Origin of the sequence: Celeribacter sp. SCSIO 80788, assembly GCF_051054295.1 — a bacterium.
Taxonomy (GTDB): Bacteria; Pseudomonadota; Alphaproteobacteria; order Rhodobacterales; family Rhodobacteraceae; genus Celeribacter.
Map to the genome: position 1 here is coordinate 116,655 of NZ_CP150482.1, position 14,039 is coordinate 130,693.

The window sequence follows — 14,039 nt, forward strand, 5'->3', positions numbered from 1 at the left end:
TCTCTCGCTTCGTTCCGGTCCGGGCACGGGGAAAGGCCCCGCGCTCAAGGGTCCCGCGCTTTTACCCCGCAGGAGGTGAGAGGGAAAGGGAGAAACTCCCCACGTTTCCGAGAGAAAATTCCCGGGAAGGCGGCCAAATTGACGTGGTGTTAAACCTTGCTGTGGCATCACATCCTCCGGACCCGAGAGGAGAAAACCATGGGCGCCGCCTCCGCGCGATTGCAAAGACTGGCCGACCGGATGATCCGCAGCGGGATGCACCGCGGTGTGACGCTCTCGATGTTCGACCGGGACACCGGGCGGGAGCTGCATGTCGGCGCGGGCAATCTCGACAGCCGAACGCCCTATTTCGCCACAGGCGTCACCAAGCTCTTCGTCACCGCCATCCTCCTGCAATTGCTGGAGGAGGAGAAAATCGACTTCGACATGCCCTTCGTGCATTACCTCGGCCAGTGCGGTCATTGTTCCGAGCTGCATGTCAAGGACGGGGTCGACCGCACCGGCGAGGTGACGATCCGCCATCTGATGTCGCACACCTCGGGTTTCGGCGATTATTTCCTCTACCGCATGCATGCCCGCCGCTTGCGCCACCAGATCGCCGACGGCATCGACAGCGCCTGGAGTTTCGAGGAGGTGATCCAACGCACCCGTTCACACGGTGCGGTCGCGGCCCCCGGAGCCTCGAAACGTGCGATCTACACCGATACGAATTACCACCTTCTGGGCCGCGTCATCGAACAGATCGAGGGCAAAAGTTTCGCCCAGGTCGTCCAGACCCGCGTCGCCGAACGTCTGGGTCTGAGCTCGACCTATATCTATTGCGACCCCGCCGACCGTCATCCGATGCCGCCCCTGTCGCGCCGCATGCAGGTCCATGTGCCGCGCACCATGACCTCGTTTCAGGCCGACAGCGGCCTCGTCACCACCTCGCGCGAGTCGCTGATCTTCGCGCGCGGGTTTTTCGAGGGCTACCTCTTCGACAAACGCGTGTTGCCGCGGCTCTACACCTGGCGCCCGATGTTCTTTCCCGCCGAATTCGGCACCGGCATCATGAAGGTGCAGGCACCGTGGTGGCTGCATCTGCCTTATCGCATGACCTTCCTGCCGCAACGTGTCCTGCACAAGTCGCCGCGTCTCATCGGGCATTTCGGCTTCGGCGGAAGTACCTGTTTCTACGCGCCCGATCTCGGCGTCTATGTCGCGGGAACGGTCAACCAACTGTCTGACCCGGTGCGCGGCATCGTCTTTGCCGTGCGCGGGGCGGAGGAGATGGCGGGCAACATCCGGCAGGCGCAACTCGCCGCGCTTCGGGCCGATCCGCGTGACCGGCCGCATCCGGCTGAGTAGGGGCGGATCGGGCCCTAAATCGCCCTGTCGAACTTGATTGACAGGTGAATCAGGCTCTCGACGTCCTGCACCCCGGTGATGCCGTTGATCTGCTCCAGCGTCTGATCGATCTCCTCCGTGGTGTCACAGGCGATCTGCGCGATCAGATCGACCCGACCCGTCGAGGTCGCGACCATTTCCACCTCCGGCAAGGCCTTGAGTTTCGTTACCACCGAGGCCGAGGTGCGCGGCTCGACCTGAATGAGCACCGTCGCCTTGATCCGCCGCGCCAGCGCCACATCGCCAAGCTTGATCGTATAGCCCGCGATGATCCCGCTGGTTTCCAACCGTTCCAGCCGCGCCTGCACGGTCGAGCGCGCCACCTTGAACCGCCGGGCCAGACGCGACACCGAGGTCGATGAATCGGCGGCCAGTGCCGTCAGGATTTTTTGATCAAGTTCGTCCATTTTCCCGCTCCGAAATCCCGCGCGGCCCAGCGTTTTGGACCGGCTGATAAAGCATTATAAATTTGATCGGCAATTTCGTTGAATTGACCGGCATTTCGCACGATTTTACTATTCCTATCGACCAAATCAACACGCATATAGCGTTCACTGAAAGACAGGTTCGAAGGACGGTCGCCGAGGGAAAAACGAGGCGGTCCCGCACCTAACCTGGTTAGGATTAATCGCGTAAGCGCAATCCCAACCGGAGTTTTCCCGGGCAAGATGTGGCTGCGCTCTGTTGGTAAAGGACATGACCAATGGGGCTCTCTAAGACCATCTGGGCAACGCCCAGCGAATACCTGCGCACGCATGCTCCCGAGCATCCGGTGCTGTTCTTCTCCCCCGCGATCCTGCAAGCGACCGCCCGTCGTTTTATCAAAGGCTTTCCGGGCCTTGTCACCTATGCGGTGAAATCCAACCCGGACGAGGAGGTGCTCGTCAACCTCGTGGCCGCCGGTGTCAAAGGGTTCGACGTGGCCTCTCCCGTGGAGATGAACACCATTGCCCGCATCGCGCCGGGTGCGGCCATGCATTACAACAACCCGGTTCGCTCGCGCACCGAGATCCTGCATGCCGTGAAAATGGGTGTGAAATCCTATTCCGTCGACAGCCGCTCCGAACTGGTGAAGCTGGGCGAACTTGTGCCCGCCGACGGTGTCGAAATTTCCGTGCGCTTCAAACTGCCGGTCGAGGGCGCTGCCTACAACTTCGGTGCGAAATTCGGCGCGACTGTCGAAGCCGCAGCCGAGCTTCTGACCCTTGCCGCGCAACTGGGCTTCACGCCCTCGCTCACCTTCCATCCGGGCACGCAATGCACCGATCCGCATGCATGGGACAAATACATCCGTGCCGCTGCCGAGATCGCTCAGATGGCCGATGTCAAAATCGCCCGCCTCAACGTCGGTGGCGGCTTCCCGTCCCATCGTCTGAACGAAGTCGTGCCGCAGCTTGAGCCGACCTTCGATCTCATCGGTCGTGTGGCCCGCGAAGCCTTTGGCGACGATATTCCGGCGCTCGTTTGTGAGCCGGGCCGTGGTCTTGTGGCGGAAAGCTACTCGCTCGTGACCCGCGTCAAAGCGATCCGCGACGATGCCCATGTGTTCCTGAACGACGGTGTCTATGGTGGTCTGTCCGAGCTGCACCTCGTTGGCGTCATCGACCGCATCGGCGTGTTCGGCCCGCAAGGCGTCAAACGCGAAGGCGACAAGGTGTTCCGCACCGTCTTCGGCCCGACCTGCGACAGCCTCGACAAACTCCCGTCCGAGCTGGGCTTCCCGGCGACGATGGAAGAGGAGGATCACGTGATTTTCTACGGTCTCGGCGCTTATTCGGTCGCTACCGCGACCAAATTCAACGGCTTCGGCCAGATCACCGTGGAAACGGTGCAGCGCCACATCTGATCGTCAGCTTATCGTCTGGGTGGCGATCATCCGGGCCGAATGTCCCGGCTCCGTATGATCAAACCCGTGACGCAACGTCCCCTCCCTCGCAAAAGGGAGGGGATTTTTCATTTTCCCATGCTAACTCTTTCACATGGATCAGAAAAAAGGCTTCTTCGGGCGGGTTTCCCACCTTTTCAAATTCCGCCAGCGGGTGCGCACCTCCGGCGGCCACCATTCCCGTGGTCCGCTCACCCATGTGATCATCATGGACGGCACGCTTTCCTCGCTGGTGCCCGGCGACGAGACCAACGCGGGCCTGACCTACAAGCTCTGTACCGAGGCGGCCCAAGGCGCGAACATGTTGGTGCGCTACGAGGCGGGCATCCAGTGGCGCGGCTGGCGGGACACCATGGACGTGATCGAAGGGCGCGGCATTGATCGGCAAATTCAGCGGGTTTATGGCGCCCTGGCCTCGCGCTACCGCCCCGGCGACCGCATCTTCCTCTTCGGCTATTCCCGTGGCGCCTATGCGGTGCGTTCCCTGTCGGGCTTCATCGACATGATCGGCCTGCTGCGTCCGGAGGCGGCGACGGAGCGTAACATCCTGACCGCCTACCGGCATTACCAGATGGCTCCGCATGCCGCCTCATCGCATGCGTTTTCGGCGCGCCACTGTCATCCACGTGTCGAAATCGAATTCTTAGGCGTCTGGGACACGGTCGCGGCGCTGGGCATTCATTTCCCGCTCCTGTGGCGCTATTCCACCGTATTTCACGAATTCCACGACCAGATGCCCGCGACCTGCGTCAAACGCGCCTATCACGCGCTGGCCCATGACGAAGCGCGCGCGGCCTATGAACCGGTGATGTTCGAAACCAACCCGGACGCGCCGATCTTCGCAGGCAAACGTCAGGTGCTGCAACAGATGTGGTTCCCGGGCACCCATGGCGACATCGGCGGGCAATTGTTCGGCAACAATCCCGAGCGACGCCTGTCGAACGCCACGCTGGTGTGGATGCTCGACAAGGCGGAGGCGGCGGGATTGCCCCTGCCGCAAGGCTGGCGCAGGCGTTACCTCGCCGACCCGCATGGGCCCTCCGTGGGCATGAATCGCGGCTGGGGCAAGTTCTTTGTGCTGCGCGAGCCCCGCGGGGTGGGGGCGGACCCCTCAGAGATCCGGCACCCGGCGCTAAAGCGTTAGGCCACGCCCAGATTCGCACAGACCGCCTTCGTCAGCGTCGGACGGTTCAGCGTATAGAAATGCAGGTCCTCGACGCCCTCGTTGAGAAGCTTTTCGCAAAGTTTGGTGCAAAGATCGACCGAGAGCTTGTGGTGATCCTGCGAATGCTCGAACGCGGCCTCATAGCTGATCGGGATCGGCGTGCCACAGCTCGCGGCGAATCTCTGAATGCCTTTCCAGCTTGTGATCGGCAGGATGCCGGGAATGATTTCGCCGGTGATGCCTGCGCGCGCGCAACGGTCGCGGAAGCGAAAGAAATTTTCCGGTTCAAAGAAGAACTGAGTGATCGCCGAATCGGCCCCGGCTTCGAATTTGTGCTTGAGCCAAGTGATGTCGGAGGTCTCATCCTCTGCATCCGGGTGCGGGTCCGGGTAGGCGCCGACGCGGATCTTGAACTCGCCGGTCTCCTTGAGCGCCGCGATCAACTCCGCGGAATTCGCGAAACCGCCCTCCGCCGGGGTGAATTTGCCCGCGCCTTTCGGCGGATCGCCCCGCAGCGCCACGATCTCGTTGACGCCTACATCCTTGTATCCCTTTGCAATCGCAAGGGTTTCCTCTTTCGTGGCATTCACACAGGTGAGGTGCGCCGCGACGTTCCAGCCGTATTTGCGGGTGAGCAAAGCCACCGCGTCATGGGTCAGCTCGCGCGTCGTGCCGCCCGCGCCATAGGTCACAGAGGCGAATTCCGGCGTCATGTCGCCCAATACCTGAAGCGTCTCGAACAGAGAAAAACAGGCTTCGATATCCTTCGGTGGGAAGAATTCGAAAGAGATTTTGGGCGCGTTGGTCATCGTCTGGTCCTCGTTGAACTGACGGCTCTTGTGTCACGACAGGTCATGTGAGACAAATTCATAATTCTCAAGATCAACATGAGTGCCATTCAAGATGCACCTCGAATTCCGCCATCTGCGCACGATCAAGGCCATCCATGAGGAGGGCGGTCTGGCCCGTGCCGCCGACCGGCTGAATATCACTCAATCCGCCCTGTCGCATCAGGTCAAGGGACTCGAAGATCAGGCCGGGGTGGAGCTTTTCGTGCGCCGCTCGAAACCGTTGAAACTCTCGCCTGCGGGGATGAAACTTCTGGCGCTGGCCGAAGACGTTTTGCCCAAGGTGCAGGCTTTGGAGGATGAGTTTCGCGGCATCGAGGCGGGCACCTCCGGCCGTCTCCACATCGCCATGGAATGCCACGCCTGTTTCGACTGGCTCTTCCCGGTGCTCAACCAGTTCCGCAAGGCCTGGCCGGAGATCGACGTCGACATCCGCCAGCGCCTCGCCTTCGGGGCGCTCCCGGCGCTCGAACGGGAGGAGGTCGATTTCGTCATTTCCTCCGATCCCGACAATATCCCGGGCATCAGTTTCGTACCGCTCTTCGACTATGCGCCCATGTGTGTGCTGCCCTCGAAATCGCCTCTGGCCGAGAAGCCCTTTCTTGTGGCGGAGGATTTCGCCGATCAGACCCTCATCACCTATCCGATGGACCGCGCCCGCCTCGACGTGTTCAAGACCTTGCTGACCCCCGCCGGGATCGAACCTGCGCAACAGCGTCAGGTCGAGCTGACCGACGTGATCCTCATGCTGGTCGCCGCCGGGCGCGGCATTTCGGTGCTCCCCGACTGGGTTATGCGCGACATCCGCAGCCACCCGGATTACGCCATCCGGCCCCTGACCGCGCATGGCATCACCCGCCGGATGTACGCCGCCGTGCGCGAGGACGATGTGAGCAAACCCTACATGGCCCATGTGCTGCGCATCGCGAAAACCGAAGCCGTGAAGCTTCAGCGCGGCTGAACCCGGCGAAAACGACGGTTTTCCGCGCATTTCTTTGCCCTGAAACCCTTGGCAGGACGGGCTTGGCGGCGTATACGCCCGGTTTGAACATCTCAAACCCTTTCGGAGCCCGGACCCATGCAAGGCAGCGCCAATCTCAATGTCATGATCAAAGCCGCCCGCGCGGCAGGTCGTTCGCTGGTCAAGGATTTCCGTGAGGTCGAGAACCTTCAGGTCTCGTCCAAAGGCGCAGGAGACTTCGTGTCGAAGGCCGACATTCGTGCCGAAGAGATCATCCGCGAGACCCTGATGGAGGCGCGTCCGAATTACGGCTGGACCGGCGAGGAAAGCAAACCCGTCGAGGGCACCGACCCGACGCGGCGCTGGATCGTCGATCCGCTCGACGGGACGACGAACTTCCTCCACGGTCTGCCGCATTGGGCGATCTCCATCGCGCTCGAGCACAAGGGCGAGATCGTTTCCGGCGTCGTCTTCGATCCGGCCAAGGGCGAGCTGTTCTGGGCCGAGAAGGGCGCCGGCGCCTGGATGAACGACACGCGCATCCGTGTGTCGGGCCGCACCAAGATGATCGAATCGATCTTCGCCACCGGCTTGCCCTTCGGCGGTCGCGGCGATCTGCCGGAAACCCTGCGCGATCTGGCCCGCCTTCTGCCCGCCACCGCCGGTGTGCGCCGTTGGGGCTCCGCCGCGCTCGATCTCGCCTATGTGGCCGCCGGTCGTTATGACGGCTTCTGGGAACGCCGCCTGAACGCCTGGGACATGGCCGCCGGTGTGCTTCTCGTGAAGGAAGCGGGCGGGTTCGTCGAGGGGCTGCACCCCGAGGACAACCCGGTCGACTCTGGCGAAGTGATCTGCGGCAACGAGGCGCTGTTCGAGCGGTTCGCGGCCATCATCCGCGCCGCCTGAGCACGGTTTCCTGCAAAACGTTTGGCCTGCCTGCGCCGCGCCACATGGCGCGGTTCACAAACATGTGAGATTTTCCCGTAAATGCGCGGTTCCTGCCCTGATTTGGTCGTTTTCTCGTGAGACTCTGACAAGGATCATCGGAGGGATACACGTGATTAACAGGTTGAAACATTTTTGCGCGCGTTTTCGTGCCGACGACCAAGGGGCCGTGACGGTCGACTGGGTCGTGCTGGTCTCCGCCATCGTCGGGATGAGCATCATGGTGCTCGCCATCATCTGGCAGGGGGCCTTTACCTTTACGATGCGGTTGAATTCCGAAGTCGAAAGCATCGACGTGGCGAATTACTCCGCATCCTCGGACACATCCTCGGAAGAGGACACGATCGCGGAATAAGTCCGGGTCAGCGGTTCCATCCTCAAAAGACCCCGCCGCGTCGGACGTGGCGGGGGTTTTTCACCGGGCGTTCTTGTGGCCGCTCAGCGGCTAGCGGCGGCGCACGACCGGCACGGAGCTTCGGGCATAGCGGGCGGCGGTATGTACAGGTCGCCCGTGGGTGCGCTGCCAATAGGCCGTGCCACCAAGCCGGAGCCACAGCGGCAGGGCCAGAACCACCCCCGCAACGAACCCGCCGACATGCGCCAGATGCGCCACCCCACCGGTGCCCGCGGTCGAGCCCAGCTCCGCCACGACCTGAAGCGCGAACCAAAGCCCCAGCATGACCCAGGCGGGCAGGGGGAAGACCTTGAAAAAGATGATGAAGATGAAAAGTACATCGACCCGCGCTTTCGGGAACAGCAACAGATAGCCCCCCATCACCCCCGCAATCGCGCCCGAGGCGCCCACCATCGGCACACGCGAGCCGGGATCGGCCAGATACTGCGCCATGCCCGCCGCCAATCCGCACAGAAGGTAAAACCCGAGATAGCGCAGATGCCCCATCTCGTCTTCGAGATTGTCGCCGAAAATCCACAGAAACAACATGTTCCCCGCGATATGCATCAGCCCGCCATGCATGAACATGGAGGTGAAAAACGTGACATATCCGCTGCCGGAACTGATCCGCGCGGGCAAAAGCGCCCAGTCCGAATAGATCGCCAAAAGCGCACGCTCGTCGCCATAACTCGGCAGCATCGCCAGAAACACCGCCAGATTCACCGCGATCAGCACATAGGTGACGAGGGCGGGACGGCGCGAGGGGTTATGGTCGCGGATCGGAAACATCAGACCAGAAGGCTCTGGTAGAAAACGATGTCCTCGCCATAAAGCTCGTCGATCAAAGCGCGCTCCCGCGCACTGGTCTCGAGCTTCTTCTTGCGGGAATCCGTGGCATGGTGCAGCACATTCTGGAGACCCGAAAACTGCCCGAAATAGCTCGTGCAAACCCGTTCCAGAAACGGTTCAAGCCGCTCCACCGTCCCGACATCATAGCGCTCGATCGCACCGGGGATCATGTCGAGCTGCGGCAGGTAATGGCCATTCCGGTAATAGTCATTGTCCCGCAGCGCGATCAGGAATTGCTCCAATGTGGGGATCGTCTCTTCATCGCCGGCATAACGGTGCTGGCGGATGAAAACCGGGTTATGCCCCTTGTCGCGCCATGCGGAGACCGCGCGCTCGACGGGTTCGCGCAGCACCGTGATCTTCGCTGCGGCCTCGAATTCGCGCCGCCAGGGCAGCATGTTGAACAGGGCTTTGAGCCGATTGATCCGTACGTCTTCCAGCCCCGACCGACAAGAGTGCGCCATCGTGCGCACGATGGTCGAATTGGCGCATTTCGGCAGGCGGGCGTAAAACAGCTTTTGCCCCGGGAAATAACAGATCCGGGACATCGCGGCCTGACGCGCATGCTCCGGCAAGAGCGCCGTGACCGGATAGCTGTCGACAGAGGAATACCGGAGACGCACCAGACGGTTGCGCAGATTGCGTTTCGCCATCGCTGCAACCGGGGCGTTTCGTCCGGTCAGGCCGTTGTCTGACATGAGCGCTCTTTCTGCGAAAGGATCGGTTTTCTTGTGCGGCGAACACATGGCCGGGTCAAGAGGCGCGCTGACATCCGCGGCGTCGCTGCGATGCGGCGTGTTTCCGCGCGGATCTTCTTCGCACTGGCAGAAACACGCCAATTGTCCGGGCTTTGCCACAATCTGGCCGCATTCATGACCTCTTGCCTTTATAGCCTCGCAAAAACCCGACGAGGCAGCGATGCTCAAACGACTTCTCTTGGCGGCTCTCATGTTCATGCCCACGGCGCTGTTCGCGGACAAGGCCGGGATCGGCGCGTGGGAAAATTCCAACCAGACGATGTTGCGCTGGATCGAGGACGCGCCTGCGCTCGATTGGTATTACACTTGGCGCCCGACCCAGATGTGGTCCAAGGACAAACGCCGCCGCTCCGTCGAATTCGTGCCGATGATCCGCGATGCAGGGGATGTGAACAAGAAAATCGTCTCCGACCTGCCGGTGCGTACGCTTCTGGCCTTCAACGAACCGGATTCCCGCAAGAGCGAAGGCAGCAATCTGTCCGTCGAACAGGCCGTTGCCCTCTGGCCGAAACTCGAAGCGCGCGGGTTGCGCCTTGGCAGCCCGGCGGTCACGCAGGGCCAGACGCTCGGCAAAACCTCATGGCAGGGCCGCTTCATGGCGCAGGCGGAGGCCAAAGGTCTGCGCGTCGATTTCATGGCGGTGCATTACTATTCGACGAATGGCGATGTGAAAGCCTTTGAAAACTGGCTCCGCGCGGTTCATGCCGCATATAACCGCCCGATCTGGGTCACGGAATTCGCCTTTGTCGACTGGCAGAACGTTCGTGGGGTCAGCTATGCCCAGAATGCCGCCTTCGCCGAGGCCGCCATCCTGATGATGGAACGCTTGCCCTTCGTCGAACGTCACGCATGGTTCGCCGCCAATCCCTATCCCTATGCCGGAGGCGCGCCGCAGATCAATCTGGTGTCCAACACGTTGCAACCGACCCCGGTCGGTGTCGCCTTCGACCGCACTTTGAGCCGCATCGGCGCCCGGCGGGTGGCATCGGCCAACGAGTAAGCCTTCCTATTCCCTCTCATAGCCTCAACCCGTTTCCGCGTTTCCCTCCGGCCATGATGCCCGCGCCCTCTGGGCAAGCCTCCCGCAAGATGTTAGGACGCAGGCCAAGGACGATCCGGGCAACCGGCACGTCCTTTCGCTCGCATTGGGCGGGCCCGCGTGGTGGAATGGTAGACACAGAGGACTTAAAATCCTTAGGCCGTATAGGCCGTGCCGGTTCGAGTCCGGCCGCGGGTACCAAAAAGGGTGGGCAGCCCGGGGAGCGCTGTCTGAGCAAAGGGATGCGCCGTGCAATTCACGTCCGAAGTCATCATCGCGACCTATAACAAGCCGGATTATCTGCGCCTGTGTCTCCAGAGCATTGCGGAGCAGAGCCAGCGTCCCTCCTCGATCTGTCTGGCCGATGACGGCTCCGATGCGCGGATCGACCCGGTGATTGAGGCGTTTCGCGCCGCCCATCCCGATCTGCCGTTGCGTCGGTCGTGGCATGAAGATCAGGGCTTTCGCAAATCCGTCGCGCTCAATCGGGCGATTGCCAGCTCGACCTGCGATTATCTGGTGTTTCTCGACGACGATGTGATCCTGCATCCCGAGGCTCTGGCGCGGCATTTCTCCTGTGCCACGCGCGGGCGCTATCTCACCGGCTCGCTGATCCGTCTCGACGCCGATCTGACGCAAAGGCTTTTGCAGGCGCAGAGCTATGGCTGGGCGGAGGGCCGTCTTGCGGGCTGGACCCCGAAAGGCCGCTCGCAATGGCTCAAATCCATGCCCTTCCCGCCCGGTGTCATGGCGCTTCTCGACCGTCTCTCGCCGGTCGCACCGAATTTTCAGGGGGCCTGTGCTTCGGTCTGGCGCGAGGACGTTTTGCGGGTCAACGGCTTTGAGGGCAACATGTCCTATGGCGGGCTCGACAAGGAGATCGGCGTACGGCTGCGCAACGCGGGCATTCGTGGTCGCCATGTGCGCTACACCGCCCCGGCCTATCACCTTGATCACGGGCGGTCCTATGCAGACCAGCAGGTCAAAAGCGCCAACCGCGCCTATATTCTCGCGCTGCGCAAATCCGGTGAGACACGCGCCGTGAACGGCATTGCCGAGCTGGATGCCTCATAAGGTTCGGGTAAAAGGTCCGACAAAAGTCCGACAGGTGTCCGACGCAAATCCGACACTAAAAAAGCCCTCCGTTTGGAGGGCTTTCTTGTCTTATTCGAACATTTTCGCGATGCGGCTTAGCTGCGAACCCCGGCGAATTTTTCTTGCCATTCCGCACGTTGCTCATCGTCGATCTTGGCGAAAAGATTGTCCGGCACGACGAAAGCATGGCCGGGTTTCAGCGCCTCAAGCGCCCCCGCAACATCCTCCGGCCAGTCCAGATCCGTCAGCACCAGAGCGGTCTGCAATTTGCCTGCCGTATCGGGGATGAACGGCGCGGAGAGGCGCGCGTAAAGCCCGATCAGGTTGAGGCCCAGACGCACTTGAGCGGCGGCCTTCTCCGGGTCTTCCTTGAAAGTCGACCAAGGGGCGGCCGATTGCAGATACTCGTTGCCCGCAACCCAGATGGCGCGGAGCGCGTTGGCCCCTTTGCGCACGTCGATTGCGTCCATATGGCTCTGATATTCCGCAACTTTCGCGGTCAGATCGGCAATCAGCGCCTGTTCCTGTTCGCCATATTTCCCACCTTCCGGCACGGTTTCGCCAAATTTGGACCGGCAGAATTTGGTGATCCGCGAGACGAAGTTTCCGAGCACATCGGCGAGGTCCTTGTTGACGGACACTTGGAAGTTTTCCCATGTGAACTCGCTGTCCGAGCTTTCCGGCGCGTGGCTCAAAAGCCACCAGCGCCAGTAGTCCGACGGCAGGATCGACAGCGCCTGATCCATGAACACACCACGCCCGCGCGAGGTGGAGAACTGCCCGCCGTCGTAGTTCAGGTAGTTGAACGATTTGATGTAATCGACCATCTTCCAGGGCTCGCCCGCACCCAGCATGGTGACCGGGAAGGACAGGGTATGGAAGGGCACGTTGTCCTTGCCCATAAATTCCACATATCGAACATCGTCCGCGCCCTTGTCCGTGCGCCACCAACGTTCCCAAGCCTCATCGCCCAGCCCCTGTTTTTCGGCCCATTCCGCACCGCAGGCAATGTATTCGATCGGGGCGTCGAACCAGACATAGAACACCTTGCCGTCCATGCCCTCCCAAGGCGCGCCCTCGAATTGTACCGGCACGCCCCAGCTCAGATCGCGGGTGATGCCACGGTCCTGCAAACCATCGCCGTCATTGAGCCATTTCTTGGCAATCGAGGTGGTCAGAACGGGCCAGTCGGTCTTGCTGTCGATCCAGTCGTTCAGGGCATCGCGCATGTCGGACTGTTTAAGGTAGAGGTGTTTCGTAACCCTTTCCTCTAGGTCCGTTGCACCCGAGATGGTCGAATGCGGGTTGATCAGATCGGTCGGGTCGAGCTGTTTTGTGCAGTTGTCGCACTGATCGCCGCGCGCCGAGTCATAGCCGCAGTTCGGGCAGGTGCCCTCGATATAGCGGTCCGGCAGGAAACGCCCATCGGTCACGGAATAAATCTGCGTTTCTTCAACCACTTCGATCAGACCGGCTTCATAAAGGCACTTGGCGAGATGTTGCGTCAGCTTGTGGTTCTGCGCCGAAGAGGACCGCCCGAAATGGTCGAAGGACAGCCGGAAGCCTGCGGCAATCTCGGCCTGAACGTCATGCAGCTCAGTGCAATACTCGGCGACCGGCTTGCCCGCTTTCTGCGCCGCGATCTCGGCCGGGGTGCCGTGTTCGTCGGTGGCGCAAAGGAACAGAACCTCGTCGCCCCGCGCCCGGCGGTAGCGCGCATAAAGATCGGCCGGGAGCTGCGAGCCCACAAGGTTGCCGAGGTGTTTGATGCCATTGATATAGGGCAGGGCGGAGGTGATGAGCGTGCGTGCCATGTGGGTCGTCCGGTCGTCCGTTACAAATGTCTTCCCGTTTCTCTATCGCGCTTGGCGATAAAGAGCCAGAGGTGAGGCGATGCCCATGAAAAAAGGCGCGTGGGGATGCCGCGCGCCAGTCTCCAACAGGGAGTTGAATCAGAGTGCCGTGTAGCCCGAATCCACGAGGTGATAGGAGCCGGTGATAAAGCTCGCCCGATCCGACAGGAGGAAGGCGACGAGGGCCGCAACCTCTTCGGGTTTGCCAAGCCGTTTCGCGGCATGGCGTGCGCGGAGATTGTCGAGCACCTCTTCGGGCAAAGAGCCGACCACGAGCGGGGTTTCGATATAGCCCGGGCCCACGGAATTGACGCGGATGTTGTCGGCGGCCATTTCGAGAGCTGCCGCTTTCGTCATCCCCACGACCCCGTGTTTCGCGGTCACATAGGCGGAGATGTTGAGATCCGCGACGGAGCCGAGGATCGACGCCATGTTGACGATCGCGCCGCCGCCCGCGGCCTTCATCGCCTGCGCGCCGTAATGCATGCCGTAGAACACGCCCATCAGGTTGATGTCGATCACCTGTTTCCACTTGATCGGGTCCACATCGGTGATCGGCGACAGCGGTCCGCCGATGCCGGCGTTGTTCACCAAAAGGTCGAGCTTGCCGGTTTTCGCCACGGCGAAATCGATCATGGCCTTGACGGCGTCCGGATCGGACACGTCGGCGGTGGCGGCCAGCGCCTTGCCGCCCGCCGCTTCGATCTTCGCCACTTCTGCGGCAGCCGCTTCCGCGTTCAGGTCGGCGACGATCACCGTCGCACCTGCGCTGGCAAGCTCTTCTGCGATGGCGGCGCCGATGCCCGATGCGGCCCCTGTCACAATTGCGGTTTTGCCGTCGAAACGAAGGTCCATGATCAA

At 61.5% G+C, this 14,039-nt stretch carries 14 protein-coding genes and 1 tRNA gene; 9 read left to right on the plus strand and 6 right to left on the minus strand.

Annotated features, from left to right (window positions below):
• The first annotated feature begins 198 nt into the window (after nt 1-198).
• Complete coding sequence (locus tag V1471_RS00710; protein WP_434286340.1) at nt 199-1,347, plus strand: serine hydrolase domain-containing protein; 1,149 nt, start codon at nt 199-201, stop codon at nt 1,345-1,347.
• Between the two features lie 14 nt (nt 1,348-1,361).
• Here V1471_RS00710 and V1471_RS00715 read toward each other — a convergent pair whose 3' ends face one another.
• Complete coding sequence (locus tag V1471_RS00715; protein WP_434286342.1) at nt 1,362-1,793, minus strand: Lrp/AsnC family transcriptional regulator; 432 nt, start codon at nt 1,791-1,793, stop codon at nt 1,362-1,364.
• Between the two features lie 296 nt (nt 1,794-2,089).
• On the opposite strand from V1471_RS00715, the gene V1471_RS00720 reads away from it, so the two are divergent.
• Entirely contained in the window at nt 2,090-3,232 is a 1,143-nt protein-coding gene (locus tag V1471_RS00720) for a type III PLP-dependent enzyme (protein ID WP_434286343.1), read from the plus strand.
• A gap of 133 nt (nt 3,233-3,365) precedes the next feature.
• The gene (locus tag V1471_RS00725; protein WP_434286344.1) at nt 3,366-4,415 is read left to right on the plus strand and encodes a DUF2235 domain-containing protein; all 1,050 of its coding nucleotides are present in this window, start codon (nt 3,366-3,368) and stop codon (nt 4,413-4,415) included.
• On the opposite strand, the gene metF is transcribed toward V1471_RS00725, so the two are convergent.
• Nucleotides 4,412-5,245: a methylenetetrahydrofolate reductase [NAD(P)H] gene (gene metF / locus V1471_RS00730; RefSeq protein ID WP_434286345.1), complete on the minus strand. Its 834-nt coding sequence runs from the start codon at nt 5,243-5,245 to the stop codon at nt 4,412-4,414. The two genes, V1471_RS00725 and metF, sit on opposite strands and share 4 nt — an antisense overlap.
• 94 nt (nt 5,246-5,339) lie before the next feature.
• Between metF and V1471_RS00735 the strand changes: the two genes are divergently transcribed.
• The 3 genes from V1471_RS00735 (at nt 5,340) to V1471_RS00745 (ending at nt 7,545) form a co-directional block, all read left to right on the plus strand.
• Nucleotides 5,340-6,245: a LysR family transcriptional regulator gene (locus tag V1471_RS00735; protein WP_434290837.1), complete on the plus strand. Its 906-nt coding sequence runs from the start codon at nt 5,340-5,342 to the stop codon at nt 6,243-6,245.
• A gap of 117 nt (nt 6,246-6,362) precedes the next feature.
• Nucleotides 6,363-7,151: an inositol monophosphatase family protein gene (locus tag V1471_RS00740; protein ID WP_434286346.1), complete on the plus strand. Its 789-nt coding sequence runs from the start codon at nt 6,363-6,365 to the stop codon at nt 7,149-7,151.
• Between the two features lie 208 nt (nt 7,152-7,359).
• Nucleotides 7,360-7,545 carry a hypothetical protein gene (locus tag V1471_RS00745; RefSeq protein WP_434286347.1) on the plus strand — a complete coding sequence of 62 codons (186 nt, stop codon included), beginning with the start codon at nt 7,360-7,362 and terminating at the stop codon, nt 7,543-7,545.
• A 90-nt stretch (nt 7,546-7,635) separates the two neighbouring features.
• Here V1471_RS00745 and V1471_RS00750 read toward each other — a convergent pair whose 3' ends face one another.
• Both V1471_RS00750 and V1471_RS00755 read right to left on the minus strand, forming a co-directional pair.
• Nucleotides 7,636-8,373: a rhomboid family intramembrane serine protease gene (locus tag V1471_RS00750; protein ID WP_434286348.1), complete on the minus strand. Its 738-nt coding sequence runs from the start codon at nt 8,371-8,373 to the stop codon at nt 7,636-7,638.
• A complete protein-coding gene (locus V1471_RS00755; RefSeq protein ID WP_434286349.1) occupies nt 8,373-9,131 on the minus strand; it encodes a sulfotransferase family 2 domain-containing protein in 759 nt (252 codons plus the stop codon). The genes V1471_RS00750 and V1471_RS00755 overlap by 1 nt, the downstream gene beginning before the upstream one ends.
• Nucleotides 9,132-9,351: 220 nt before the next feature.
• Between V1471_RS00755 and V1471_RS00760 the strand changes: the two genes are divergently transcribed.
• The 3 genes from V1471_RS00760 (at nt 9,352) to V1471_RS00770 (ending at nt 11,304) form a co-directional block, all read left to right on the plus strand.
• Nucleotides 9,352-10,191 carry a glycosyl hydrolase gene (locus V1471_RS00760; RefSeq protein WP_434286350.1) on the plus strand — a complete coding sequence of 280 codons (840 nt, stop codon included), beginning with the start codon at nt 9,352-9,354 and terminating at the stop codon, nt 10,189-10,191.
• A 153-nt stretch (nt 10,192-10,344) separates the two neighbouring features.
• A tRNA-Leu gene (locus V1471_RS00765) sits at nt 10,345-10,431 on the plus strand.
• Nucleotides 10,432-10,479: 48 nt separating this feature from the next.
• On the plus strand, nt 10,480-11,304 hold the full coding sequence (locus tag V1471_RS00770) for a glycosyltransferase (RefSeq protein ID WP_434286351.1): 825 nt from the start codon (nt 10,480-10,482) through the stop codon (nt 11,302-11,304).
• A gap of 116 nt (nt 11,305-11,420) precedes the next feature.
• On the opposite strand, the gene metG is transcribed toward V1471_RS00770, so the two are convergent.
• On the minus strand, nt 11,421-13,139 hold the full coding sequence (gene metG, locus V1471_RS00775) for a methionine--tRNA ligase (RefSeq protein ID WP_434286352.1): 1,719 nt from the start codon (nt 13,137-13,139) through the stop codon (nt 11,421-11,423).
• Nucleotides 13,140-13,277: 138 nt separating this feature from the next.
• Nucleotides 13,278-14,033 carry an SDR family NAD(P)-dependent oxidoreductase gene (locus tag V1471_RS00780; RefSeq protein ID WP_434286354.1) on the minus strand — a complete coding sequence of 252 codons (756 nt, stop codon included), beginning with the start codon at nt 14,031-14,033 and terminating at the stop codon, nt 13,278-13,280.
• Nucleotides 14,034-14,039: the final 6 nt, after the last annotated feature.